21 protein-coding genes are annotated in these 25,989 nt (G+C 34.2%); 10 read left to right on the top strand and 11 right to left on the bottom strand.

The window, feature by feature from the left end:
- Positions 1–18 precede the first annotated feature (18 nt).
- Entirely contained in the window at positions 19–1,620 is a 1,602-nt protein-coding gene (locus H601_RS0101320) for a S8 family peptidase (RefSeq protein WP_026709842.1), read from the top strand.
- Between the two features lie 6 nt (positions 1,621–1,626).
- A complete protein-coding gene (locus H601_RS0101315) occupies positions 1,627–3,513 on the top strand; it encodes a M1 family metallopeptidase (protein WP_026709841.1) in 1,887 nt (628 codons plus the stop codon).
- Between the two features lie 86 nt (positions 3,514–3,599).
- On the opposite strand, the gene H601_RS0101310 is transcribed toward H601_RS0101315, so the two are convergent.
- Positions 3,600–4,619, bottom strand: a complete 1,020-nt coding sequence (locus H601_RS0101310; RefSeq protein ID WP_026709840.1) for a BsuBI/PstI family type II restriction endonuclease — start codon at positions 4,617–4,619, stop codon at positions 3,600–3,602.
- The gene (locus tag H601_RS0101305) at positions 4,594–5,625 is read right to left on the bottom strand and encodes a DNA cytosine methyltransferase (protein WP_026709839.1); all 1,032 of its coding nucleotides are present in this window, start codon (positions 5,623–5,625) and stop codon (positions 4,594–4,596) included. The genes H601_RS0101310 and H601_RS0101305 overlap by 26 nt, the downstream gene beginning before the upstream one ends.
- A gap of 215 nt (positions 5,626–5,840) precedes the next feature.
- Between H601_RS0101305 and rnpA the strand changes: the two genes are divergently transcribed.
- From rnpA to H601_RS0101285, 4 genes are all read left to right on the top strand, one after another.
- Complete coding sequence (gene rnpA, locus H601_RS0101300) at positions 5,841–6,215, top strand: ribonuclease P protein component (protein ID WP_026709838.1); 375 nt, start codon at positions 5,841–5,843, stop codon at positions 6,213–6,215.
- Positions 6,216–6,281: 66 nt separating this feature from the next.
- Positions 6,282–7,094, top strand: a complete 813-nt coding sequence (locus H601_RS0101295; RefSeq protein ID WP_026709837.1) for a DUF4349 domain-containing protein — start codon at positions 6,282–6,284, stop codon at positions 7,092–7,094.
- The gene (locus H601_RS0101290) at positions 7,087–8,733 is read left to right on the top strand and encodes a S41 family peptidase (protein WP_035655313.1); all 1,647 of its coding nucleotides are present in this window, start codon (positions 7,087–7,089) and stop codon (positions 8,731–8,733) included. The genes H601_RS0101295 and H601_RS0101290 overlap by 8 nt, the downstream gene beginning before the upstream one ends.
- Positions 8,733–9,557 (top strand): OmpA family protein, encoded by an 825-nt coding sequence (locus H601_RS0101285; protein ID WP_035655311.1) that lies wholly within the window; start codon positions 8,733–8,735, stop codon positions 9,555–9,557. The genes H601_RS0101290 and H601_RS0101285 overlap by 1 nt, the downstream gene beginning before the upstream one ends.
- Here H601_RS0101285 and H601_RS0101280 read toward each other — a convergent pair.
- Positions 9,547–9,996 carry a GNAT family N-acetyltransferase gene (locus H601_RS0101280; protein ID WP_035655309.1) on the bottom strand — a complete coding sequence of 150 codons (450 nt, stop codon included), beginning with the start codon at positions 9,994–9,996 and terminating at the stop codon, positions 9,547–9,549. The two genes, H601_RS0101285 and H601_RS0101280, sit on opposite strands and share 11 nt — an antisense overlap.
- A 47-nt stretch (positions 9,997–10,043) precedes the next feature.
- Here H601_RS0101280 and H601_RS0101275 point away from each other — a divergent pair, with 47 nt between their 5' ends.
- Entirely contained in the window at positions 10,044–11,273 is a 1,230-nt protein-coding gene (locus tag H601_RS0101275) for an outer membrane beta-barrel protein (RefSeq protein ID WP_026709833.1), read from the top strand.
- Between the two features lie 61 nt (positions 11,274–11,334).
- Here the strand turns inward: H601_RS0101275 and H601_RS0101270 are convergent, their stop codons facing one another.
- The 4 genes from H601_RS0101270 to H601_RS15965 all read right to left on the bottom strand — a co-directional run bounded on the left by H601_RS0101270 (position 11,335) and on the right by H601_RS15965 (position 17,419).
- Positions 11,335–12,306 (bottom strand): DUF4837 family protein, encoded by a 972-nt coding sequence (locus tag H601_RS0101270; protein ID WP_026709832.1) that lies wholly within the window; start codon positions 12,304–12,306, stop codon positions 11,335–11,337.
- Positions 12,307–12,333: 27 nt separating this feature from the next.
- Complete coding sequence (locus tag H601_RS0101265; RefSeq protein ID WP_026709831.1) at positions 12,334–14,268, bottom strand: LysM peptidoglycan-binding domain-containing protein; 1,935 nt, start codon at positions 14,266–14,268, stop codon at positions 12,334–12,336.
- Positions 14,269–14,365: 97 nt separating this feature from the next.
- Positions 14,366–15,553, bottom strand: a complete 1,188-nt coding sequence (locus tag H601_RS0101260; protein WP_026709830.1) for a phosphoglycerate kinase — start codon at positions 15,551–15,553, stop codon at positions 14,366–14,368.
- Between the two features lie 69 nt (positions 15,554–15,622).
- Positions 15,623–17,419 (bottom strand): SPOR domain-containing protein, encoded by a 1,797-nt coding sequence (locus H601_RS15965; protein WP_169628241.1) that lies wholly within the window; start codon positions 17,417–17,419, stop codon positions 15,623–15,625.
- 211 nt (positions 17,420–17,630) lie between these two features.
- Here H601_RS15965 and H601_RS0101250 point away from each other — a divergent pair, with 211 nt between their 5' ends.
- Genes H601_RS0101250 through H601_RS0101240 form a run of 3 tightly spaced genes read left to right on the top strand, consistent with a single transcriptional unit; the run spans position 17,631 to position 20,049 of the window.
- Positions 17,631–18,779: a DNA polymerase III subunit gene (locus H601_RS0101250; RefSeq protein ID WP_026709829.1), complete on the top strand. Its 1,149-nt coding sequence runs from the start codon at positions 17,631–17,633 to the stop codon at positions 18,777–18,779.
- Between the two features lie 4 nt (positions 18,780–18,783).
- Positions 18,784–19,167, top strand: a complete 384-nt coding sequence (locus tag H601_RS0101245) for a hypothetical protein (protein ID WP_026709828.1) — start codon at positions 18,784–18,786, stop codon at positions 19,165–19,167.
- 48 nt (positions 19,168–19,215) lie between these two features.
- A complete protein-coding gene (locus H601_RS0101240; protein ID WP_026709827.1) occupies positions 19,216–20,049 on the top strand; it encodes a hypothetical protein in 834 nt (277 codons plus the stop codon).
- Here the strand turns inward: H601_RS0101240 and H601_RS0101235 are convergent.
- The 4 genes from H601_RS0101235 to mnmG all read right to left on the bottom strand — a co-directional run bounded on the left by H601_RS0101235 (position 20,038) and on the right by mnmG (position 25,945).
- Complete coding sequence (locus H601_RS0101235) at positions 20,038–22,326, bottom strand: helix-turn-helix domain-containing protein (RefSeq protein WP_026709826.1); 2,289 nt, start codon at positions 22,324–22,326, stop codon at positions 20,038–20,040. The two genes, H601_RS0101240 and H601_RS0101235, sit on opposite strands and share 12 nt — an antisense overlap.
- A gap of 107 nt (positions 22,327–22,433) precedes the next feature.
- The gene (locus H601_RS0101230) at positions 22,434–23,021 is read right to left on the bottom strand and encodes an OmpH/Skp family outer membrane protein (RefSeq protein ID WP_026709825.1); all 588 of its coding nucleotides are present in this window, start codon (positions 23,019–23,021) and stop codon (positions 22,434–22,436) included.
- Between the two features lie 81 nt (positions 23,022–23,102).
- Positions 23,103–23,948 (bottom strand): class I SAM-dependent methyltransferase, encoded by an 846-nt coding sequence (locus tag H601_RS0101225; RefSeq protein WP_026709824.1) that lies wholly within the window; start codon positions 23,946–23,948, stop codon positions 23,103–23,105.
- Between the two features lie 125 nt (positions 23,949–24,073).
- The gene (mnmG, locus tag H601_RS0101220; protein WP_026709823.1) at positions 24,074–25,945 is read right to left on the bottom strand and encodes a tRNA uridine-5-carboxymethylaminomethyl(34) synthesis enzyme MnmG; all 1,872 of its coding nucleotides are present in this window, start codon (positions 25,943–25,945) and stop codon (positions 24,074–24,076) included.
- Positions 25,946–25,989: the final 44 nt, after the last annotated feature.

Below are 25,989 nucleotides of genomic sequence, written 5' to 3'. Positions count from 1 at the left end.
TACTCCAAAAATCAAATAATGAATTCTATTAAATCTTTATCTCTCTTAGCTGTTTCCGGTGTTTTGTTAACCGGTTGCGGAACCCAAAAAAATATAGCTTACCAACAATTAAAACCGATTACATCTGAAAGCGTTCCTTTAAAAAACGCTAAAATAACTGATGCAGAATTGTTGCGTTGGAGTCATTTAGACCTCATCAAAGATACGATTCCCGGCATGAGTGTAGATCGAGCGTATAACGAACTTTTAAAAGATAAAAAAGGTCAAAAGGTGATTGTTGCGGTTATCGATAGCGGTACCGACATTGAACACGATGATTTAAAAGGTCGCGTTTGGACGAACGCTAAAGAAATTCCCGGAAACGGAATTGATGATGATAAAAACGGATATGTAGATGATATTCACGGTTGGAATTTCCTTGGCGACGGCATTCATGAAAACTATGAGTTTATTCGTTTGCTTAAAAAGGGAGATGACGGTTCAGAAGCATATAAAAAGCTTCAAGCAAAATACGATAGCAAAAAAGAAGAAATTTTGGGTAATAAACAGCAATTGGATTTTATCCTTGCGGCTGATAAAGCCATTTCCGACCATTTGAAAAAAGAAAATTACACCCTTCAAGACATCAAATCCATTTTAACGACAGATGCTACTTTGGGAAATTACAAATTGGTTATGCTTCAAGTATTATCAACCACTACTGTTGAAGAATTTAAAAAAGAAATCAATGACTTCAAAGATTACATCTATGACCAATTGAACTATAATTTGAATTTGGAATATGACGGTCGCAAGATTTTAGGTGATAACCCTGAAGATTTTTCCACTAAATATTATGGCAACAACCAAGTTTGGGGACCGGATAAAAAATATGCTATGCATGGCACTCACGTAGCGGGAATTATTGCCCAAGTGCGTGGAAATAATTTAGGAGGCGACGGTGTGGCTACAGATGTTGAAATTATGGCTATTCGTGCAGTGCCAAATGGCGATGAATACGACAAAGACATCGCATTGGCCATTCGTTATGCAGTAGATAACGGAGCAAAAGTAATTAACGGTAGTTTTGGAAAAGGCTATTCTCCTCAAAAAGAGTGGGTGCATGACGCAATCAAATATGCGGAAAGCAAAGATGTACTATTCGTGCATGCAGCTGGAAACGACACCGACAATTTAGATGTGGTGGAAAGCTATCCAAACGACCGCGTGGGCGAACAGGAAATTGCTTCAAATTTCATTAAAATCGGAGCATTAAATTATGAATATGGCACGAAGATGGTTGCCGCTTTTTCTAACTACGGAAAAAAAGATGTTGATGTTTTTGCTCCCGGTGTAAAAATTTATGCCACTGTGCCTAACCAAGAATTTAAATACGAGCAAGGTACTTCTATGGCATCGCCAAATGCAGCCGGTGTTGCGGCTTTGATTCGTTCGTATTATCCAAATTTAAAAGCAGCTCAAGTAAAACAAATCCTTAAAGAAAGCGGCGTTTTAATCAACAGAACGATTGCTATTGGTGGAGAAAATTCAAACAAAGCTAACTTTACTGAATTATCCGGAACAGGAAAAATTGTGAATGCGTATAATGCTATTTTAATGGCAGAAAAAATGTTAAAATAAAAACCAATGAAACAACTTTTTATCCTTTCTATTTGTCTACTTTCGGGAGTCGTTATTGCCCAAAACAACCCTAATCCCGGTTATTGGCAACAACAAGCCGATTACAAAATGGAGTTGTCAATGGATGTGAAAACCTTTCAATACAAAGGAACGCAAACACTGGAATATTCCAATAATTCAAATGACACACTTCGCAAAGTGTTTTATCATTTGTATTTTAATGCATTTCAACCGGGAAGCGAAATGGATATTCGTTTACAAACGATAACCGACCCTGACAAGCGAATGGTGAAAAGCTTTAAAGTAGGCGACAAAGAAGTCAAAGAAAGTAGAATTTCTACCCTGAAACCGGAGCAAATTGGCTATTTAAAAATCGCTAATTTCAAACAAGACGGACAAGTTGCTGCTACAAAAGTAGTGGGAACCATTTTAGAAGTTACCTTAGTAAAACCCATACTTCCCAAATCAAAATCTACTTTTACGTTGGATTTTGACGGACAAGTGCCGGAGCAAGTGCGTCGTTCGGGAAGAAATAGTTCCGAAGGTGTAGCTCTTTCGATGACGCAATGGTATCCGAAAATTTGTGAATTTGACTTTGAAGGCTGGCACGCTGACCCTTATATCGGAAGAGAATTTCACGGTGTTTGGGGTAATTTTGATGTAAAAATTACGATTGATAAAACCTACACGATTGGTGCTTCCGGCTATTTGCAAAACAAAAATGAAATCGGTCACGGCTATCAAGATGAAGGCGTGGTGGTTAATCATCCGAAAAAAACCAAAACCTTAACGTGGCATTTCGTAGCTCCAAAAGTACACGATTTTGCTTGGGGTGCCGATAACAATTATATTCACGATAAAATCATCGGAGAAAACGGCGTAGAGTTACATTTCTTTTACAAAAACGACAAAGAAATCCTCGAAAACTGGAAAGCTTTACAACCTAAAACGGCTGAATTGTTAAGTTTTTTTAATAAAAATATCGGACTTTATCCCTACAAACAATATTCAGTGATTCAAGGCGGCGATGGCGGAATGGAATATGCCATGTGTACCCTCATCACCGGAAAACGCTCGTTAGGCAGTTTAGTGGGCGTAACCGCTCACGAATTGGCTCATATTTGGTTTCAGCACGTGTTGGCAACCAACGAAAGTAAACACGAATGGATGGACGAAGGATTTACTTCTTTCATTTCCGACATGGCGATGACGCAAGTGATGCCACCTAAAAACAAAAAGGAAGACGAAAACCCGTTTCAAAGTGCGTACAACAACTATTTCTATATGGTGAGCACCGGTCGTGAGCAACCGCAATCTACACATGCTGACCGTTATGATGAAAATATGGTGTACGGTATTTCTTCGTACAGCAAAGGAACAGTGTTCTTGACCCAATTGGCGTATGTAATTGGCATGGAGAATATGTTTAAAACCTTAAAACGCTATTACCACGATTATCAATTTACGCATCCCACGCCCAATGATTTTAAACGCTCGGCAGAACGCGTTTCAGGAGCGGTTTTAGATTGGTATTTGGTTGATTGGACACAAACCACCAACACCATTGATTACGGCATTAAAAACATCGACGATAACGGAAAAGTTACTTTAGAACGCATCGGAAGAATGCCCATGCCGTTGGATATTTTAGTTTCCTACGAAGACGGCACGGTAGAAAGTTTTTACATTCCCAACCCGTTAATGCGATGGGAAAAAGAAAACCCGTATCCGCAAGTAAAAAGAACCGTTTTGAAAGGCTGGGATTGGGCGTATCCAACGTATGAATTGCCACTCTCGCAAGCAAAAGCAAAAATTAAATCGGTGGTGATTGACCCGAGTGGTTTAATGGCCGATGTGAATCAAGAGAACAATAGTTATCCTAAAACGAAATAAAGAAAGAATCCGGACGTAATGTTCGGATTTTTTTTGGAATGTTGCTAGGTCGGAGAAACTCGCAGTGTTGTAACCTAGTGCTTTTTTTATTTAGGTTTATATGGTCCAAGAAATTTGTCGCCATTAAAATGGACTAAATGGTCAGGATTATCTGCTATCCAAACTTCTGTTTCCCAAGCAATATCTGTCATAAATTGCCTAAACTTTGTTCTATTCAAAAATGCAGTTACATAAACAATGTCTGCTTTGCAGTTTTTTGTAAGTTTTTGAAGTTGAATTAACCTGAGTTCGCTTATCGGACCCGAAGAGTGAACCGCTTCTATCAAATAAAGCCAATTCTTTTCCTTTGAATAAGCTATTACATCTGGCAATTCTTCGTGTGAAATCTCAAAGAAATTCAGTTGTTCAAGTTTTTCTTTTTCAAGATAAAGATATTTGTCAGATGTGTCTCCAACATAAAGTACTTCAGCACCGTGTCCGAATCTTGGTAAAAAGTATTCTATAATTGCTTTTTGTAAGTCGTTATGCTCTCCTGACGAAAAAGTCAGTTTACCACCACCTGATGGAAGTGTAACATTGACTTTTGCGATTTCTCTTTCCCTTTTTAGTTTTTTTCTTAATGGCTCAATATCCTTCAATTTTTCAGAGACCATTTTCTCCCAATCTTTTGATCCATAATTTCTTATAAGTTCAGCGTAAGTTGGATTGATTGAGTAGCCACGTGTTGAATCGTTGGTCGCTGAATTTGGATTTGATTGTAAAACGACTTCTGCAACTGTGAGTAGTTTTAGGTCTTTTCTACGAATATCATCATAAGAACCTGAACTAATATTTTCTCTAAAATGGTTGTTCACATAAATGATAATATCTCTTGTTTTGAGAGCGTAACCACTATTCAAGTCTTTTGCTTTTTTGAAGTCAGCAATCTTTTTAATGTCGCCACTTGCTAAAAATGCAATTGCCATTCTTTCCAATCTTCTAGGTGTAGCATCTAAAGGAATCCCAAAAGTGTCAAGGATGTAAAGTGTAGTATTTATCAGTTCCTGAACCTGAGGTGTTTTTTCACTAAATGTTTTTGAATTATCGGGACTGATATACTGTTTCATTTTCAAATAATTTTAATTGTTCGTTTTCTGTGATTGCATAATGATTTTCAACTTCGTCCATCAAGTATTTTTTGATATTTAAAGCTAAATGATAAGCGAAATTAGGTGCAACAGCATTGCCAATTTGATTGTATTGATGCGTTTCTGTACCTGAAAACTCATACCAATCAGGAAAACTTTGAAGTCTTGCAGCTTCACGAACCGTAATTCTGCGTCTGCGACCGTCTTTTAATTTCACTCGGTGCATATCTCCCGTTGCACCTGCTAAATTCCTGCAAGTCAATGTTCTAGCTGGTCTGTCTAAGTATAAATCTCTTGGGTTAATACATTTTGAAGCTTTTTCATAATTCGCAACGTATCTGTCCATAGATTCAGAAAAAAACTTAGAGTCTTCATCATATTGAAATGCAAGTTCTCCTAAAGCTTGACCTGCTGTTACTTTTCGGTTTGTTTTTTTTGGAAGATTGATTTTTTGTTTTGAGCCAATGACAATAACTCGTTCTCTGTTTTGAGGCACTTCATAGTTTACGGCATTTAAAAGGGAGTAATTGATATAATAACCTAACCTTTCAAGTTCTTCAATCACTTCTTTTAAATACCACTTATTCTTGTAAAGCATTCCACGAACATTTTCAAAAAGCAATACTTCTGGGTCAAGCTGCCTTATTGCAGACAGAAAAATCGGAAATCCATCTCTTGAATCTTTTAAACCAAGTTGTTTTCCGCCAACACTAAATGGTTGGCATGGTGGGCCGCCAATCACAATATCAGCTTTCGGATATATTGTTTCAACTGTCAACTTTTCATTGAAACACTCTCCAATTAAGTTTTTGTTGTATGTATTGGTTGCTTGTTCGTCCATTTCATAGCCGATAGTTTTAAATCCATTAGCTTCAAAACCAAGGGAAAGTCCACCGCAACCTGCAAAAAGATCAACAACTGTTTTGTTTAAATCAGTATCAATCCAAGGTTTCAGTTTTGTGTTTATTTCTTCCCAATATTCCATTCTTCAAAGTTACAAATTTATTTTATGTTTAAGGTTTCTTAGTGTTGGCGAAAACTTGCAAATATACAATACAAACTAGGGTATATCTAGCTAAACATTTTAATTAACGCAGATTAATTTAGTAAAATTATTCCACCAAAATACAAAAAAAACAAACACTTCCGCCATTCCAAAACAAATACACATCACTCAAAACCTTTTTGTACTTTTGCCGTATGACCTTCACTTATCCCAAACACGAGAAACTCAAAAGCCAAAAGCAGATTGATTTGCTGTTTTCGGAGGGGAAATCGGTTTCCAAATATCCGTTGCGATTGGTTTTTGCTCCGGTGGAATTGGAGAACGAGGAGAAAATTAAATTTGGGGTTTCGGTTTCAAAGAAATATTTTAAAAAAGCAGTCGATCGCAATTACTACAAACGGTTGCTTCGCGAATGTTATCGGTTGAACAAAAGTATTTTATTCGAAAACCTCGATAAGCCGTATGCCATGATGTTTTTTTACCAAAGCAAAGAAGCGATGACTTTTACTGAAATGAACGAAAAAACGGTTCAATTGTTTGAGAAATTTATCAAGGAAATTCAATCGTAAAAATTGGTTCGATTGTTGTTGTACGTTTTTTGAGAAATTTTCGTTTTACTTCTAAATCAATCCATTATGAAATTAGCAATAGCCTACCTTTCCCTCTTGGTTTTTCCGTTGATGTGTGGAGGAAATCCGGATAATACTGTTTATGAAACCGCAGTTACAGAAGAAGCTGCTGCTCCGGCAATGATAGACGACAAAGCCGCTTCAGGCAATTTTGAAGCCCAAACCGAACAAAAAATCATCAAAGAGAGCAATCTTCGCTATGAAACGCAAGATTTAGACGCTACCTATCAACAAATTATTGCATCCGTCAAGAAAAACAAAGCCTATGTGCAAAGTGATACGGAAGGAAAAGACTACAATTCACTTTACAGAACGATTACGGTTCGCATTCCAAACGCTAATTTTGATGCTTTTTTGGCCGATGTAGGAAAAGGCGTGGCCTATTTTGACCGAAAGGAAATTTCTGCTCAAGACGTTACGGCCGAATTTATCGATATTGAAGCCAGATTAAAAGCTAAGAAAACGTTAGAAGCTCGTTATCTTGAGTTGCTTTCGAAGGCGACTAAAGTTTCCGAAATTTTGGAAATTGAAAAAGAATTATCGGTCATTCGGGAAGAAATTGAAGCAAAGGAAGGACAATTAAAGTATTTGCAAAACCGCGTTTCGTTGAGCACCGTGACCATCGAATTCTATAAAAAAGTGGCCAATGCGGAAGATGCCACGGTTTCTTATGGGACTAAAATGTGGAACGCCATCAAATCGGGCTGGAACGGAATTTCGAGTTTCTTCATTGGTTTACTTCATATTTGGCCTTTTATTCTTATTTTAGTTGCCGTTATTTTTATTATTCGAAAAAAATTGAAAAAGAAAAATGTTTAATACACTTATAAAGATTAAAAAAAGATATCTACTCCCTGTTGTTCTCAGTGGATTTATTGTGGTGGGAAGTAGTTTCAAAGAAGATTTTTTTGAAATTGCCAAGCAAATTGAAATCTTCACCAATTTGTTTAAAACCGTGAACATGAACTATGTTGACGAGACCAATCCGGGTGAAATGATGGACAAAGCCATTAAAAGTATGTTGGCCGATTTGGACCCGTACACCAACTATTTCAACGAAGCAGATGTAGTTAAATTTAAAATCAACAATACAGGCGAATATACCGGAATTGGAGCGATGATTACCCGAAAAGATGGTAAAATCATCATCAAGGAACCGTACAAAGATTATCCGGCTGACAAAGCAGGGTTGAAAGCCGGTGATGAAATCTTTCAAATTGGCGATGTGAATTTAAAAGATTATAAAGAAGATGCTTCTGCCTTGATGCGAGGTGCGAAAAATGCCAAAGTTGAAGTAAAATTCATCCGTCAAGGCAAAACGCAAACGGCTACCATTGTGTTGGACGAAGTAGAAGTAAAAGCGGTACCGTTTTATGGCAAAGTAGATGAGAAAACCGGGTATATAGTTTTGACCCAATTCAATAAAAAAGCCTCTTTTGAAACACAAGCGGCATTATTGGATTTGAAATCTAAAGGTGCTGAGCGTATCATTTTAGATTTACGAGGGAATCCTGGTGGATTATTGGGAGAAGCTGTTAACATTTGTAATTTATTTGTGCCGAAAGGAGAAGTGATTGTGACCACCAAATCCAAAATTGAAAAACACAATCAAACCTATAAAACCACACGCGAACCAATTGATTTAGACATTCCTTTGGTGGTTTTAGTGGATGGAAAAAGTGCTTCTGCCAGTGAAATTGTTTCCGGTGCGTTACAAGATTTGGATCGTGCCGTTGTAGTGGGAAGCCGCAGTTTCGGGAAAGGATTAGTGCAAAGACCGTTGGATTTAACATATGGAACACAGGTAAAAGTGACGATTTCCCGTTATTACACGCCTTCCGGCAGATGTATTCAAGCCTTGGATTATTCGAAAAAAGATGCGGAAGGAAAAGCGATTAAAACCGACGCAAAAAACTTCAATGCCTTTAAAACCAGAAAAGGAAGAACCGTTTATGATGGTGGAGGAATTCAACCCGATGTAGAATTAGCAGAAACAAAATTAAGTGCGATTGCTGAAGCTCTTCAGAAAAATGATGCTATTTTTAATTATGCTACAGCTTATTTTTATAAAAATCCAAATCCGGGCAACACGATTCCAACTATTACAGATGCAGATTTTAATGATTTTAAAGCGTTTTTAAAGAAAAAAAACTTCTCGTTCGACACAGAGACTGAAAAACAATTAAAAAAGACGCTAGAAGCCGCTCAAAACGAAAAAATTGACGAAAACATCAAAACGGAATACCAAAACTTATTGACTGCTTTACGAAAAAGTGAGGATATTCAGTTAGACAAGAACAAAATTGAAATCAAAGAGTTGCTTTTGGATGAATTGATCAAACGTTATCAATACAAAGAAGGGCTTTATCAGTATTATATTCAAAATAATTCTGAGGTAAAAAAAGGAACTGAATTGTTGGCTAATAGTAACGAATACAATAAAATTATCAAAAAATAATGATACGCCTTTTTTCGCTTTTGATGTTGTTCTGTTTGGTGTCTGAAGTTTCAGCACAAGAAGAAATTGTGCATTCCATTTATTTTGAAACGAATAAATCAGATATCGATGCTCGAAAAACTTCTGAAATTATTGATTTTATCAAAAAAACAGACAGTACCAGAATTGAAAGTATCCAAATTTTTGGGTATTGTGACGATATTGGAAAAGATGAATATAACCGAAAACTTTCTACCGAACGTGCCAATAAAGTAAAAAACAAAATCATTGAAAACGGCATTACCAATAAAATCATTGTAACAATTGAGGGAAAAGGAAGAATTTTAATTGAAGATGATATTTTAGATAATTTACCGGCTGTTCGTTCTAAAAATCGAAGAGTGGATATTGTGCTGAACATGAAGCCGCTTCCAAAAGTAGAACTAAAAATACCCGGCGTTTACAGCACTTTTAACAAAGAAAACATTGTGGGTGATCGCATCATGCTTTCTGATATGCTTTTTGAACGAGGTAGCAGCGTATTGACCCTAAAATGTAAAAACGAATTGGATAAGGTGGCAAAAATGCTTCTGAAGCACAAAAACATTTCTATTGAAATTCAAGGGCATATTTGTTGCACGCCACCTAATCACAAAGAAGCCATTGACAAAGGCACCAAAAAGCGAAAGTTATCGCATAACCGAGCTGAAAACGTTTATAAATATCTCATTTTTAAAAAAATTCCGAAAGAACGCTTAACGTTTAAAGGATATGGAAACACCATACCACTTGGCAAAGGACCGGAATTGGATAGACGGGTAGAGTTAGTGATTACTAAGTTGTAATACTTCTTTTCATTTGAATATGTTCAATATCATCTTCCAAATACACCTCACTGGTTTTCACAAAACCTAAGTTCTCATAGAATTTTTGAAGGTACAACTGAGCGGAAATGGTGATGTTGGTTTCATTTAATTCTGATTTGGTTACCTCGATTGCTTTTTGCATCAAATCATAACCCCATTTTCTGTCGCGGTATTTTTGTTTGACAACTACTCTACCAATGGATGCTTCTTCAAAATAATCACCGGGTTTAAAAATACGAACATAGGCTACCATTTCGTTTTCAAAAAAACCCAGAAGGTGAAAAGCTTTTTGGTCTTTGCCGTCAATGTCTTGGTAGACGCAATTTTGCTCTACTACAAACACTTTGCTACGCAGTTGAAGAATCTTATATAATTCATCAATCGATAATTCATTAAACTTTTTTAAAATAAAAATCATTTTTATAAGTTTTTTATTATTTTTAAAACATCAAAACCTTTTAAATTATGAAAAAAACTACGCTTTTAATTCTGATTTTTTTGAATGTACAAATATACGCTCAAATTAAATTTGAAAATGGATACCTTGTTGACAATTTTGGTGTTCGAAAAAACTGTTTAATAAAAAATATGGATTGGGCTAAAAACCCCGAAGAATTTGAGTACAAACTTTCTGAAAATGGAGAAATACAAAAAGGGAATCTATTAAACGTAAATGAATTTGGAACGGATGAAGGAAACAAATACATCAAAATGGTATTTGATTTTGACAAATCAACTGATATCGCTTCAAAACTTAGTAATAACGGAACACCAGAATTTGCAATAAAAACAGGTTATTTAAAGGTTCTAATTGAAGGTAAAATTAATTTATATGTCTATAATTCAGGAGGAATTGCAAGATATTACGTAATTAAAGAAGGAGAAATGTTGGAAACTTTAGTGTATAAAAAATATAGAGTTTCAGAACTCCGATATAAAGAAAACAATATGTTTAGAAATCAACTTTGGAATTTAGTAAAAGACAATGACTTTAAACTAAAAGAAATTGAAAAACTAAGCTATAATTATAATGAAATTTCAAAATTGATACTAAAATACAATCAACAAAACAGTAATTTAGTAATGGATAACACCAATAAGAGTAAGTCTATTTTGAATTTATATGCAAAAACTGGATTAAACTCATCTTCACTAGAATTATCAAATCCAGTTGTTAATGGAAATTATAAATATGAAAACGCTACATCTATATACCTTGGTTTAGAAGCTGAATTTATATTAGGTATTAACAAAAACAAATGGGCTCTTTTAATTGACCCAAGTTTTTCAAGTTTTAAAGGAACGGTTAAAAATGCTAATGGAGAACCTCAATCAATTATAGATTATAGCTCAATAGATATTCCAATTGGTATTCGTTATAATATGTATATTAATGAAAATTCTAGGGTTTTCATCAATACATTTTATATGTTCGATTTTCCAACCAAACTTGATGCAAAACTTAAGACATCTCAAGGTTTTATTGAGTTTAACGATTTAAAATGGCAAGGAAGCACAACCGATTACGAGCCAATTTTTGGTTTAGGATATAACTATAAAAACAAATTAAGTGCTGAAGTAAGGTATTGTTTTAATAATGATTTGCTAAACAGATTGCGTTTCTACGACACAAAATATTCAACATTATCTATAATTTTGGGGTATCGAATTTTTCAGAGTAATAAGAGAAAATAATAAAAACAGAAAACGCTACAAAATTAAAAGTTGTAGCGTTTTCTGTTTTTAAATTATTCCATTACAAAAACTTCACAGAGCGAATAATCGATTCTAATTCGTGCATCAAATCTCTTTTGGATTGAGAAGGATTATAACAAAACCCTTCTAAAACCAAATAACGATTGTTTTTTTCGTCTTTGATGGCATAATTAATGAACGGACCGGCCATGTAATCATTTTTCAGAAACCAATTGCCTTTTGTTTCATACGTTTTTTTACCGTCTAATTTGATAAAAAACAAATAAGGAGCATACGCTTCTTCGGTAATCATAAAAGTATTGGGAAGCGTTCCTTGGATGTGTTTTTCACCAATTGAATCACGAACTCTGATAATATTGGAAACCACATTCGAATCTTTTTCAAACTGCTTAATTGGAACTTCGTACATCAAAATACTATTGTTACCAGATGGTAATTCTTTTCGTATCCAAAGAAACTTATCTTCTTCGATGATGTATTTGTAGGCGGTAGGTAATTTTAACTTAACGTTGAATTTCTTTTGAATTTTGGTATCGTCTAAAAGTGACATAGAAATGCGACGTTGATTTTCAATAATATCAGTTTTTTTATACTTTTTAATGATTTCATCAGCGTTTTCTTCAATTAAAAAGAGAAGTTCCTCAACTGTTTGGCCACTGATGTAAGCAACATTTTGAGGTTTTGCAAATTCATTTTCTTTCAGTTCAAATCCTGATTCTTCACTCTTAGTAATGACTAAAATATTTCTACTATTAGTCATAAATCCTTCGAATAATTTTGGAATATACTGCTTGATGGTGAACAAAGGTTCTTCGGTAGGTAAACCATCAACCGGAGCAGCAAATTTACTTCTGATGCTGTCACCTACTTCACCATTCCATAATTGATTATCAATAATAACAGATAAGTGATTAATTCTTCCTGAGGATTCTTTTAAAAGCGAATCGTCTTTTTCTTCTTTACAAGACAAAAACAATACTGAAAAGGCAAAAAATAACGCTAATTTTTTCATGGAAATTATATTTTGGAATCACTAAAATTAACCACTAATTTTTAGTTTCATTCCCGGTTTTATTTTTCCACTGCTAATACCGTTCCATTTTTTTAAATCAGACACGGTTACACCTTTTATTTTTTGAGAAATACTAAATAAAGAGTCACCTTTTTTTACAATGTATACCTTTTCTGATTGATATTTAGATTGACGTTCTGATTTTACGGGCTTTGCTTCAACCTGTGCAACTTCTTGCTTTTCAGGAAGTAAAACTTTTAAACTTGTTCCAATCTTAACATTTGAATCTTCCAATTCATTCCATTCTTTTAACTCATCAACTGAAACATTATATTTTTTGGCAATTTGAATTAAATTATCACCAGCCTGCACAATATAATTTTCAGTTATCAACTCAATTGGTGCAGAGACAAGTAAACTAGAACCGATTAAAATGTTTTCATCTTCTAAATTATTCCACGTTTTTATATCATCTCTTGTTACATTGTGTTTTTTAGCAATGCTATATAATGATTCTCCTTTTTCAACTACATGTAATTCATTCGGTTTGATTTGGCTTTTCTGAAGCACTGAGTCTTGTACTTTTTCAGCAACATTTGATTTTGATTTAGCAGGTGTTGCCACTGCTACAACTTGTTCTTCTGTAATTATTTTTAAATTTCTACCTAATGGAGCACTATTAGATTTTAACTTATTCCATTTTTTTATTTCAGAAATTGTAACGCCATATTTTTTAGAAATACCACCCAATGTTTCGCCTCTTCTAACTTTGTGGTATTTTGTTTTTATTACAGATTCACTTTCGGTACCGGCAACATAATCAGGATTAAAAAATGGTTTTTCTCTTTTATTAAATTCATATTCAGCGTAAGCATAGATTTTAGGCTCGTTTGATGTAAAAATAGCCACTTTATCTAAAGGTAAACGAACATAGTGCTTTTTATCCTTGATAAACGGAATAAAATCTCTTTTGTAAGATGGGTTTAAAAACTGTAATTGTTCCACAGATATGTCTAACACATCCGACAACTGCTTGAACGAAATCTTGTTTTTAATTAAAATAGTGTCCGTTGCAAAATGATTGGCTACCGGTTTGTTAGGTTTAATTCCATGCTCTTTGTGAAATTCAAAAACATACATTGTAGCTAAAAAAGCCGGCACATAACCTTGCGTTTCTTTAGGTAAATAAGGTCTAATGTTCCAATAATTTTGCTTTCCACCGGATCTTCTGATAGCTTTCGTAACATTTCCCGGTCCGGCATTGTAAGAAGCCAAAACCAAGTCCCAATCACCAAAGATGGCGTACATGTTCACCATGTATTGGCAAGCCGCTTCAGTGGCTTTTAACATATCGCTTCTTTCATCGGTAAAAGTGTTGATGTCAAGATTGTATTGCTTTCCGGTTCCATACATAAATTGCCATAATCCTGTAGCTCCAGCTTTTGAAACCGCTCTAGGATTTAAAGCTGACTCTACAACGGCTAAATATTTGATTTCCAACGGAACATTATACTTAGCTAAAGCCTCTTCAAAGAATGGAAAATAATATTGTGATAACGACATTAATCTTTCATACGCCTTTTTGCGATTTTTCAGATAATGCTTAATGATATTTTCCAAACCTTGATTATATTCGATATGAAAAGCTGATTTTGAATCTAAAATTTTTAATCGCTCTTTTAACAAATCAGTAGATAAATCGTAATCAACCTTGATATCCGGATTAAGATTTTCAATATCCGCAATCATCTCGGGAAATAAATCTTGATTGCTTAATTCGCTCATCCATCTTTCATCTACACAAACTGCTACATCATGTTTGACAAATGTTTTTTTGATGGAATCTAAATAGGAAATTTTGTTTTCTTGTTGCGTTAAAGTTCCCACCAAAGTGGAATCTTGAGCCATTACAGCCAACGAAAAAAACGAAAATAATGAAAGTGTGGTATTACGAAAATTCATTTTTGGGTAATCTTTTATTTATCAGTTGTTTAGTCTGTTTTTGCAAACATAAACAGATACAACGATAAATGTTGTTTATTTATTGTTAAAAGTATGATTATTCTAAAATTGCGGCAATTCCCGGTAAGGTTCTTCCTTCAAGCATTTCCAACATTGCTCCTCCTCCGGTTGACACATAACTCATTTTTGACTCAAGACCGAATTGTTTCACCGCCGCCACTGAGTCGCCTCCGCCTACTAAAGAAAAGGCTCCATTGGCAGTTGATTCTGCGATGAAATTTCCTAATTCGATTGTACCGTTGGCAAAATTTTCCATTTCAAAAACACCTAATGGTCCGTTCCATAAAATGGTTTTAGAATTCATAATTACTTCTTTAAAATTCTCCAACGATTTTGGTCCGGCATCTAACCCTTGCCATCCATCAGGAATAGCTCTAACGTCTACAACTTGAGTGTTGGCATTGTTTGAAAAAGCATCAGCCGCTACAACATCAACAGGTAGATGTAAATGAACATTCTTTTCTTTAGCCAAATGAAGAATGTCTAAGGCTAATTGCAACTTATCATCCTCACAAATTGAATTTCCAACCTGTCCGCCTAACGCTTTGATGAAGGTAAATGTCATTCCGCCGCCAATGATCATGTGGTCAACTTTGTCTAAAATATTTTCAATTACGGTGATTTTAGATGACACTTTTGAACCTCCTAAAACAGCGGTAACCGGTTTTTTACTGTCTTTTAATACTTTGTTTAAGCTGTCGATTTCTTTAGCCAATAATGTTCCAAAGCATTTATCATTTGGGAAAAATTGTGCAATTATGGTAGTAGAAGCGTGAGCTCGGTGAGCTGTTCCAAAAGCATCGTTTACATAAATATCGCCTAAAGAAGCTAATTTTTTTGAAAATTCTACATCTCCTGCTTCCTCTTCGTTATAAAAACGAAGGTTTTCTAATAATAAAACTTCGCCTGGTTGTAAATCTGATGCTGCTTTTTCAGCAATTTCTCCAATACAATCACTTGTAAATTTCACCGGAATACCTAGTATTTCTGAAGTTTTCGACACAATATGTTTTAAAGAATACTTTTCTTCAACACCTTTTGGTCTTCCTAAATGCGACATTAAAATCACACTTCCTCCATCAGCCAAAATTTTATCAATGGTTGGTTTTGCTGCTTCAATTCTGTTGGCATCGGTAACATTAAAATGTTCATCAAGTGGCACATTAAAATCTACTCGGATTAATGCTTTTTTATTTTTAAAATTGAAGTCAAACAATGTTTTCATGGTTTATTTTTTTTGGTTTACTAATTTTACAAAGTTAGTTTTTTCAACTGAAAAAGAAACTGATTTTTATCAATCGATATTGACGGTCAAAATCCACATTTCTTCAGTATATCGATTGTTGAGTTTTGAGTCTTTTGCTTTTTCTGCTTCCTCTTTGTTTTTGTAATAGGTTAAAAAAACATATAAATAGTTGTTTTCAGGATTTATAAAATAATCGGGCTCTAATCCGTCTTGTCTTAATTTCATCATAAAACGGGCCGCGTTTACTCTTTCATTAAAAACATTTACCACGATATAATATCCTTTTGGCGTATTTGGAATGTTCATTTTTTGCTCCAACGAAGAAGTTGCGGTACTTGATGATTTTGGTTCTTCTTGAAGTGGTTTACTCACCTTTTGCTCAGTTTTTACATTCGCTTGGGAGGGTTTAGAATCCGTTACCGCCGCGATAGATGGTTTAGTTTGAACTTTTGGAGTGGTTGTTTCCTTTAGTGTTTGCTCGGCTTCATCTTTAGTTACCGATTTTTGTTTTTTAGGATTTTTAGCAGATAGTTGATTAACCACCGCAACCGAATTCTGTTTTATTTCTGGTTTACTTTCAGAAACGACTTCTACAGGTTTTTCCTTTTGTTTTGGTAGTTCTAATCTTGCCACTTCACTATTGGTGTCTTTATCTACTTTTTTAAACGTATTATCAACATACACTATTTTTGTGTTGTCCTGTGGTTCTTTTACTTTCTCGGGCTTAGCTTCAATGCTTAACGCACAAAAAAACAAATAGAATAAATCACCTGATGTTTTAAATTTAACCGTTGCCTCGGTAGCATTATTGCTAATTATGGAATTGTTATGATTTCGAAGCGTTGAAAGAAATGCATCATAGCCCAGCGTATTTTTACTATCCGGAATTCGGTAACGAAAATGCTCATCTTCTACCGTTATCGAACTATCAAAAAAATTACTATACTTTCTGGTGAAAGTTTTTATGTTGGAAAAAGAAGGTTGTGTTGAAGAGCTAAACATCACTAAATCACCATCCACTTGATAATCTCCTTCAAGAGCTGATGCTGCCATTTTGATTACTACATCACCTTTTGCAGGTGTTTCAAAGTTTTTAAACTTGATATCGATGCTGTTTAGTGAGGCACCACCAAATCCATCATTAATGGCAATATATTTTTCACTCATTGATTCATCTTCATACACAAAAACAATGGTCCAGCCCGCCGCAGTTCCACCCAAAAGTGTTCCTTGGGTTGCTTTAACATTTGCTAATGTATAAAAACCAAACGGATTTTCAAGAGTAGAAACTATCTCAGTAATATCGGCAAACACAGCATAAGGAGCAACATCTCTCATTTTTTTGTCTTTCAAACCATCAAAAATAACCTCTCCCTTTACCGGTATATATTCTTTTTTTGTAGGCAGTTTGATCAATACTTCATCAAAGGTTTCTCTGGTTTTATCAAATGCTACAAACTTATCTTCGCCTTTTTTATAACCACTTTCATATTTGTATGTAGCCGCCCAATATAACCCTGCAAAAACTACTTTTTTTCCTGCTTCATTTTTATCAAAGAGTGCTGCACTACTGGATGAAAAAGTATTTTTATCATTGTCTATATCAATATATTCCATATCCGCTTCATCATTGGTAATGGCATCAATACTTTGGTCGTTATAAGGGTCGTTGGGTGAATTTTTCTTATCAATTCGATTAAGAATGGAATTGGCAATAATGGTCATGTCTCCTTTTAAGGTCACCTTGAAACGTTCTTTAAAAGGAACGGTTAATTGTGCAAAACCACCATTAAAAATGGCTAACATCAAGGCTAATAAAAAATATTGACGTCTATTGTTTTGCATACACAATCTCATTTTGGTGAGAATATTACCGGTTTCCAACAATTCATTTGGGTTCAAATGTACTAAAGATAGACGACAAAATGCGTTTTTTACCGATTAAAGTAGTTAAATTTATTTCTTTTTTCATACAAATCAGTATTTAAAAGGAATTCAAATAGAAAAATAGATTTTTTCACAGGGTTGAGGGAAGAAAATAATTTATATTTGCTTTATGCTATTTAGTCAACTTTTAGGTCAGGAACACATTAAAAATCATTTAACCCGAAGTATTCAATTGGGGAGAATTCCTCATGCTCAACTTTTTGTGGGTCCGGAAGGCAGCGGAACACTTCCCATGGCGATTGCGTATGCCCAATATCTTTTGTGTGGAAATGTAGGAAACGAAAACACAGGTGGAAACGATGCGTGTAATTTAAAATTTGAACATTTTGCCCATCCTGATTTGCATTTTATTTATCCTACGGTTACAACGGACGAAGTAAAATCTAAACCAAAAAGCATTGATTTTATTCAGGATTGGAGAAGATTTTTATCTGAAAATAGTTACGGCGAATTGTTTGATTGGTTTACCCTTTTAGGTGTTGAAAACAAGCAAGGTGAAATAAGAGTGGATGACGCACAAGAAATATTGAAAACACTTTCACTTAAGTCGTATGAAGGCGGTTACAAAGTAATGATTATTTGGATGGCTGATAAAATGAACATTCCTGCATCTAATAAATTGCTGAAAATTTTAGAAGAACCAACCGACAAAACGGTTTTTATTTTAATTACTGAAAAGGCAGAAGACTTGATTCAAACTATTCGATCGCGTTGTCAAGTGATTGATTTTAATGGTTTGCCGGAAAATGTAATCGTAGAAGCCTTGGTTGAGAAACGTCAACTTGATGGAAAAACAGCTACAAAAATCGCTCATCAAGCTCAAGGAAATTACAATAAAGCATTGAAATTATTGAGTGATGATCACGAAGATCTACCTTTTGAACAATGGTTTGTGCTTTGGGTTCGTGCTGCATTTAAAGCGAAAGGAAATGCGGCTGCCATTCAGGAATTAATTGAATGGAGTGAAGAGATTGCCAAGTTAGGTCGTGAAACGCAAAAGAAATTTTTATCGTTTTGCATTGAAATGTTTCGCCAAGCCTTATTGTTGAATTATCAAGCTACTTCATTGGTGTATTTAGAACCAAAAGTAGAAAAGTTTAAATTAGAAAATTTTGCTCCGTTTGTTAACGGAAATAATATTTTGGCTATTTATCAAGAACTTAACGATGCCATGTATCATATTGAACGCAACGGCAATGCGAAAATCATTTTAACCGATTTATCGATTAAATTAACTCGTTTAATTCATAAAAAATAAACGCATGAACAATCCGGCTTCTTTTTTGATTCTTTTGCTTTTAACATTGACTTTTTTGCAATCCGGTTACGACAAATTATTTTATTGGAAGGATAATTTGGCTTGGCTAAAAGAACATTTTTCAAAAACACTACTCAAAAATGTTGTACCACAAGCGTTGGGTTTTATATTGGTATTAGAATTATTTACCAGTATTTTAGCCATTGCCGGCATGGTTCAATTGTTATACAACGGCAACCGAGAATATGGCTTTTATGCCGCTGTGATGAGTTGTATCACACTTCTTTTTTTACTTTTCGGACAACGTTTAGCCAAAGATTATGATGGAGCAAGAACGATTGTGATTTATTTTATACCGGCAGTTTTAGCTGTTTATTGGCTGAATTAGTGTTGGTTAACATATTTTAGTATATTTGTTTTACGTAAACTTCTGGATATGAATAAAAAAGTTCTTTTTTCGTTCCTTTTTTTGTGCTTAACTCAGCTTTCTTTTGCTTGCTATGATTATAGTTATTATAAATATTTAGCTAAAAAGGAAAAGAAACTAATTGTTATTTTCTTTATTCAAAAAGATTGTTCCGATTGTGGAAGAATAGATAGTGAACTTAATTTTGTTCCACAACTTAGTAGTATAATCAATCGCTTTGTTTACTTTCCTTCTGAAAATATTGGATTTTTACCTAAAAACGAAAATCCTTTTAAATTGTATAATATTATTGAAGATACTACACCTAAAGCCTTATTAGTAGATGCTTCCGGTGAGATTATCAAACGCTTTGACAATATAAAATACAGTAATGTTTTTTTACAAGAATTACAATTTTATACAACTTCAACAGAAAAAATTGCTAATGGATTTAAAAAATTTAACTCCAATTCTATGAATGACCTTTTAGAAGCTGCCGAAGGTTATTATCTTATTTCGCAAGAAGTGAACGATCGGGCAAAAAGCACCTTTCTTGAAATGGCTAATTCCTATATTCAAAATGCTGAAAATTTGACAAAAAAGAAATTGTTCAACAACAAAAAAAATTTAGAAAAATTAGCTTTAATGCAATTATATCATGATGCTTTTAGTCAAAACTTTCAGAAATTAGCTTTGGAATTATCTACATGGAATGAAGCAACAATTCATCATCATAATTTAGCCAATTATTATTTTCTGAAATTAGTGGTTTCACAATCCGATGATGAAATAGCAAAAAAATTAAAAGCGATAGATAACAAAAACCGTATTGATACTGTTGCTTTATTGCAATCAAGCTATTGATTTTGCAGCTTTAAACAATCGTAATTCTTCCCAAGAATATAAATCGCCAACTTTTTCTTTCAAAGGCGTCAGACTTTCTTCGTTGTATCCTTCAAATAGAGCGTTTAATTCTCTTATTTTATCTTCTGGTAGCAAATCATGCACAGAAACTGTTTTTGCTTGAATAAGCTTTGTGAAATGGCCGTAAATAGTATTTTTAGTCAAAACGCGTGCTTTTGCAATCTCCTCTAAACTCATGTTTTGTTGCCAAAGTTCATAAGTCTCTTGAATTGTCGATTTTTTTTGCTCTTTTGCTTTTTTCTTCTTTGGTAAATATTGATACGGGTCAAAATCTTCCTCTTCCGAATCTTCTTCAATTATATCGTTTTTGAGTGTTTTGAAATGTGCTATTACCGTTTGCATTTTATTTCGCTTGTAGTGCTGAATTTCATCCGAAATCAAATTTTCTTTACTAATTTCTTTGTTATCCGCTAAAACAGCAATCATATTCAGTGCTTTGAACAATTGTAGAATTGCTTTGGTTGTGCTTTCTTCCAATTCAGCTAGTTCTGTCATGAACTCTTTCACTCTTTTTTTCCGTTTCACTTCCTCCATTTTTAATAAAAGTTCAAATAAAACGGTATCTAATTTTGGAAAAAAATAATTGTGTGCTGCTTGAATTCTTTGATAAATATGCGTTAAATCAACCTCTTCCGAATGAAAAAGCTTATGAAGTTGGGCAATAAACTTTTGTGCCGGTTCTAATAAAGCCGCAACTTGTTCTTCTGTTTGAATGATCCAATTTTGATGTTTTGCTTTTTCGGCTTTTTCAGCATTCTCTTGATAACTAAACCGATGATTACGCCATTGTTGAGCTAACTCATGCCAATCAAAACTATTTTTGATGTAGGATTGAATAAACTGATGTGTTTCTTTTTGAAGTTCGGCCACTATTTTGTCATTATCTGCTTTATTTTCAGCATATTGCATCACTTCTTGGTCATTTGTAATTCCGTTTAATTGAATTGGTTTCAACAAAACCAATCCATCAAGCGAACGTAGTCGTGACAATGCTACATAAGCTTGTCCGGGTAAAAACACTTGAGAAACATCCAAAACAGCTTTATCAAAGGTTAAACCTTGACTTTTATGAACAGTGATTGCCCACGCTAATTTAATAGGATAATGAACAAATGTACCAAGTGTTTCTTCATCAATTTCTTTGGTGTTTTCATTGACTGAATAGCGAATGTTTTTCCACTCATATTTTTCTACTTCGATTGTTTTATTTTCATCCGGAAAATGAACAATAATTTCTTCATCCGATAGAGACTTGATAAAACCCATTTTCCCATTAAAATAATTCTTTTCCGGCGATAAATCATTTTTGATAAACATGATTTGAGCTCCAACTTTCAGTTGCAAAATTTCTTCAACAGGATAAATCTTTTCCGGAAAATCTCCAACGACTTCAGGTTTAAAACGATAACATGTTCCATCCAATTCATCCAGTGATTCTGCATTAATCGAATCAGCTTTGACATTATGGGTAGTTAAAGTAATATAACCTTTATTGGTTTTGATATCAAAACTAGGTTTCACAAAATCATTCAACACCTCCATATCTTGCTGAGTAATGATGTTGTTGCGAAGGTTGTTTAAAACGGATATAAATCGTTCATCGGTCTGACGAAAAATCTTGGTTAGTTCTATATACAATGGGGGTTTTTCTTGAATTACTTTGGCATTGAAAAAGAAAATTCCACGGTAATAGTTGCGTAAAACTTGCCATTCCTCATTTTTTACAACGGGTGGCAATTGCAATAAGTCGCCAATAAAAAGAACTTGTACTCCGCCGAAAGGCTTGTCTTTTCTTCTGACTTTTCGCAACATAAAATCCACAGCATCAAGTAAATCAGCTCTCAACATACTCACTTCATCAATAATGAGTAATTCCATATTAAGCATCACGGCTTTCTTTTGACCGCTCATTTTAAAATGCTTGACTAAGGTATTCTTTGTTTCGAATTTTTGATGTTGCGAGATACTTGAACCAGCGATATATTCGGGAATGAATCCTCCAAAAGGTAACTGAAACATAGAATGAATCGTTACTCCGCCGGCATTAAGAGCGGCAATTCCCGTTGGAGCTACTACAACTGTGTTTTTATAGGTCGTTTGGATGATGTTCCTGAGTAAAGTAGTTTTTCCTGTACCGGCTTTACCGGTTAAGAATATGGAACAATTGGTTTGATTAATGAATTGAAGAATCTGTTTGGCTTCTGATGTAATTTCCATTTGGCGTTTAGTTTAAAATACGAAGATAAATAATTTTATAAAATTATAAAAATGAATGGAATAACAAAAATAAAAAAGCCTTTTCATTTGAAAAGGCTTAGCTAAATTTATTTTTTTGAAGTGTCTTCTTTATCTTTTTTAGGTTCTTCTTTTGTTTCTGAAGATGATTTGTTTTTATATCTTTCGTTAAGTAATTTAATCATTTCATTCGTAATATCATATTCTTCTTTGGCATACAAAACTGAGGCGGCATCACCGGTTCCATAAATATAATGATATCCTTTTTCTTTTCCGTAATCTTTAATGTATTTTTTTATGTCTTTTACTAAGCTATCCATTTCTTTTCCGCTTTCGTTTTGTAATTGACGTAAAATAGCTTGTTGAGCATATGACAATTCTTGTTCTTTTTGTTGTAATTCAGCTCCTTTTTGTTGTGCCCATTGTGGACCGTATGTTTGAGCATTTTTTTGGAAATTTGAAGCTTCACTTCTAAATCGAACCAATTCAGCTTCTAACTGCTTGCCCATTTCCTCTCCTTTGGCTTTGTATTTTTCTTCAATATCTTTTGCTTCTGTATATTCATCTAACAATTTAGACGTGTCTACATAAGCAGTTTTGAATTCTTTTTGTTCAGCAGCTTTTTCACAAGATGCCATAGCTAATAACAAGCTGAAAATAAAAATCGATTTTTTCATTATAAATAAATGGTTATAAATTTTGGTAAAAATAATAATTCTAAGTTAGATTCAAAGTAAGGTGAGAGAAAGTTATTGTAGTTAACTGTTTTTAAAAATATAAATGTGAGAAGAAAACTCTTTTGTCTTTTTCCCTTTTAGATTTGATTTTAGGCCAATCCAAAAAGCAGAAAGAACGTTCATTTTTCCTGTTTTGTATTTTTCAGATAATAAACTTACATAAAAACTATCAAACCACATGGGTTTAACATCTACTAATTTTATATTTTTTTGAGCAAACAATTGCTGAATAGCCGATTTAGAAAAATGCCAAAGATGTCTTGGCACATCAAAAGCCGCCCAATATTTTCCGTAATGATGGGCATCAAACGATTTATAATTTGGTACCGCAATGATAATTGTACCATCAGGTTTTAAAAGTCTTTTCAATTCATTGATTTGAAAATCTAAATCCGGTACATGTTCTAAAACATGCCACATGGTTATCACATCAAAATAATGGTCTTCTAATTCCTCATACGATTCTACTAAACAAACGCCTTTTTGTTTTGCAATTGATTTGGCTTTATCGCTAGGTTCCATTCCAACTGTTTTCCAATTTTGTTTTTTGGCTTCCGCTAAAAAATCGCCCGTTCCGGAACCAATATCTAAAACAATTCCTTTTGAGCCATTATAGTATTCAATTAGACAAACTTTATCTCTAATTGCTTTTTGCTTTACAAGATGATAGATTTTTTCAAACCACGATCTTTTTGCGTCTGTATGTGAAATATAATCTTCACTCTGATAATACTTTTGTAACTCTTCATTTTTTGGCTGCGGATGCGTTTTCAGTAATTGAAGATTTTCATCTATCAACAACTCAAACTCTTCTCCTGAGACAGAATAATCTTTTACGGTAATGTAAGGTTCTTTCAAAAAGTTCATGTACTATATTTTACTTTTTCCTTTGTTAGCTATTGTGTTTGTTGGACTTTACAAAATCGTTTCACGTGGAACATTCAATTCATTCTAATCGAAAACACTTTTAAAAACAGCAAACAACAAAGAAATTATCTTCCCATATAAATTAATAATATTGAAATGTCACTTGGTGAAACTCCACTAATTCGCGAAGCTTGTGAAACGGTAATCGGTCTAATTTTTTTGAACTTTTCTCTAGCTTCAAACGACAGAGATTTGATTTTATCATAATCAAAAGATTCAGGGATTTTCACATCTTCTAACCTTTTTAGCTTATCTGCATTATTTCGTTCTTTTTCAATGTAACCATTGTATTTCACTTGAATTTCTGCTTGCTCTATAGTTTCTTCGTCTAAATCATGTGAAGCAATATATTCTTTTACTTTATCAAATAAAACAATGTCGTTTAAATCAATTTGAGGTCTTGAAAACACTTTATACATTTTATCAGACTGCACCATTAATGAACTACCTTTTTCTTCTAAAACCGGATTTGCTTCATCAGGCGTGATACTGGTTTCTTTGAAAAATGTTACCATTTTTTCGGCTTCACCAAATTTATATTCCATACGTTTTAAACGTTCATCAGAGGCTAAACCAAGTGCATGACCTTTTGGTGTCAATCGCTCATCAGCATTATCTTGCCGTAACAACGTACGGTATTCCGCTCTAGACGTAAACATTCTATAGGGCTCTTCAGTTCCTTTAGTAATTAAATCATCAATTAAAACACCAATATACGCCTCATCACGTTTCAAAATAAACGCATCACGTTCTTGTATTTTAAGAGCCGCATTAATTCCGGCCATTAATCCTTGAGAGGCCGCTTCTTCATAACCAGTTGTACCGTTTATTTGTCCGGCAAAAAACAAACCTTCTACCAATTTGGTTTCTAAGGTGTGTTTTAATTGTGTTGGCGGGAAATAATCATATTCAATAGCATAACCCGGTCTGAAAAACTTCACGTTTTCAAATCCTTCAACAGAACGAAGAGCTTTATATTGCACTTCTTCCGGTAAGGAAGTTGAAAAACCATTTACATATACTTCAACTGTATTCCAACCTTCCGGTTCTACAAACAGTTGATGTCTGTCTTTGTCAGCAAAACGATTGATTTTATCTTCAATCGAAGGACAATATCTAGGGCCAGTACTTTTAATACGCCCATTAAACATTGGTGAGCGATCAAATCCTTCACGTAACAAATCATGAACTGTTTCAGAGGTATACGTCATCCAACACGATTTTTGATGTATCAACGGCTGTGTTGAATCCAAATAAGAAAACTTATGTGGTTTATCATCTCCTTTTTCCTCACGCATTTTTGAATAATCCAATGAACGCCCATCTACTCTTGGAGGTGTTCCTGTTTTCATTCTTCCTGCTTGAAAACCTAGTTTCACTAAATCTTCTGTAATTCCAAAGGCAGCACTTTCCCCAGCTCTTCCTCCGCCGAATTGTTTTTCACCGATATGAATTAATCCATTTAAAAACGTTCCGTTGGTCAAAACAACTGTTTTAGCATTGATTTCAATTCCTAAAGAAGTTTTAATTCCTTTTACTACATTGTTCTCAATTATCAAACCCGACACCATTTCTTGATAAAAATCAACATTGGGGGTATTTTCCAACATTAAACGCCATTCTTCAGCAAAACGCATTCGGTCACTTTGGACTCTTGGCGACCACATTGCCGGACCTTTCGACTTATTCAACATTTTAAACTGAATCGCCGTTTTATCAGAAACAATTCCCGAGTAACCCCCTAACGCATCAATCTCACGCACAATTTGTCCTTTTGCAATTCCGCCCATAGCGGGATTACACGACATTTGTCCAATGGTTTGCAAATTCATGGTGACCAATAAAGTTTTACAACCCATATTAGCGGCGGCGGCGGCGGCTTCTGAACCTGCGTGCCCTGCTCCTACCACAATTACATCATACTTATCTTGAAACATATTTTTTATTTGTTCCACGTGAAACAATTCACGCTTTTTGTTGT

This window comes from Flavobacterium filum DSM 17961 (assembly GCF_000425465.1).
Lineage (GTDB): Bacteria > Bacteroidota > Bacteroidia > Flavobacteriales > Flavobacteriaceae > Flavobacterium > Flavobacterium filum.
This window is presented reverse-complemented; position numbering and strand designations above follow the sequence as displayed.

Coding starts and splice junctions, on each gene's coding strand:
- rnpA (WP_026709838.1), top strand. CDS start 5,841: ATGACCTTCACTTATCCCAAACACGAGAAACTCAAAAGCCAAAAGCAG.
- mnmG (WP_026709823.1), bottom strand. CDS start 25,945: ATGTTTCAAGATAAGTATGATGTAATTGTGGTAGGAGCAGGGCACGCA.
- H601_RS0101320 (WP_026709842.1), top strand. CDS start 19: ATGAATTCTATTAAATCTTTATCTCTCTTAGCTGTTTCCGGTGTTTTG.
- H601_RS0101235 (WP_026709826.1), bottom strand. CDS start 22,326: ATGGAAATTACATCAGAAGCCAAACAGATTCTTCAATTCATTAATCAA.
- H601_RS0101305 (WP_026709839.1), bottom strand. CDS start 5,625: ATGGAATATTGGGAAGAAATAAACACAAAACTGAAACCTTGGATTGAT.
- H601_RS0101285 (WP_035655311.1), top strand. CDS start 8,733: ATGATACGCCTTTTTTCGCTTTTGATGTTGTTCTGTTTGGTGTCTGAA.
- H601_RS0101225 (WP_026709824.1), bottom strand. CDS start 23,948: ATGAACTTTTTGAAAGAACCTTACATTACCGTAAAAGATTATTCTGTC.
- H601_RS0101240 (WP_026709827.1), top strand. CDS start 19,216: ATGAATAAAAAAGTTCTTTTTTCGTTCCTTTTTTTGTGCTTAACTCAG.
- H601_RS0101250 (WP_026709829.1), top strand. CDS start 17,631: ATGCTATTTAGTCAACTTTTAGGTCAGGAACACATTAAAAATCATTTA.
- H601_RS0101260 (WP_026709830.1), bottom strand. CDS start 15,553: ATGAAAACATTGTTTGACTTCAATTTTAAAAATAAAAAAGCATTAATC.
- H601_RS0101275 (WP_026709833.1), top strand. CDS start 10,044: ATGAAAAAAACTACGCTTTTAATTCTGATTTTTTTGAATGTACAAATA.
- H601_RS0101265 (WP_026709831.1), bottom strand. CDS start 14,268: ATGAATTTTCGTAATACCACACTTTCATTATTTTCGTTTTTTTCGTTG.
- H601_RS15965 (WP_169628241.1), bottom strand. CDS start 17,419: ATGCAAAACAATAGACGTCAATATTTTTTATTAGCCTTGATGTTAGCC.
- H601_RS0101270 (WP_026709832.1), bottom strand. CDS start 12,306: ATGAAAAAATTAGCGTTATTTTTTGCCTTTTCAGTATTGTTTTTGTCT.
- H601_RS0101230 (WP_026709825.1), bottom strand. CDS start 23,021: ATGAAAAAATCGATTTTTATTTTCAGCTTGTTATTAGCTATGGCATCT.
- H601_RS0101310 (WP_026709840.1), bottom strand. CDS start 4,619: ATGAAACAGTATATCAGTCCCGATAATTCAAAAACATTTAGTGAAAAA.
- H601_RS0101280 (WP_035655309.1), bottom strand. CDS start 9,996: ATGATTTTTATTTTAAAAAAGTTTAATGAATTATCGATTGATGAATTA.
- H601_RS0101290 (WP_035655313.1), top strand. CDS start 7,087: ATGTTTAATACACTTATAAAGATTAAAAAAAGATATCTACTCCCTGTT.
- H601_RS0101295 (WP_026709837.1), top strand. CDS start 6,282: ATGAAATTAGCAATAGCCTACCTTTCCCTCTTGGTTTTTCCGTTGATG.
- H601_RS0101315 (WP_026709841.1), top strand. CDS start 1,627: ATGAAACAACTTTTTATCCTTTCTATTTGTCTACTTTCGGGAGTCGTT.
- H601_RS0101245 (WP_026709828.1), top strand. CDS start 18,784: ATGAACAATCCGGCTTCTTTTTTGATTCTTTTGCTTTTAACATTGACT.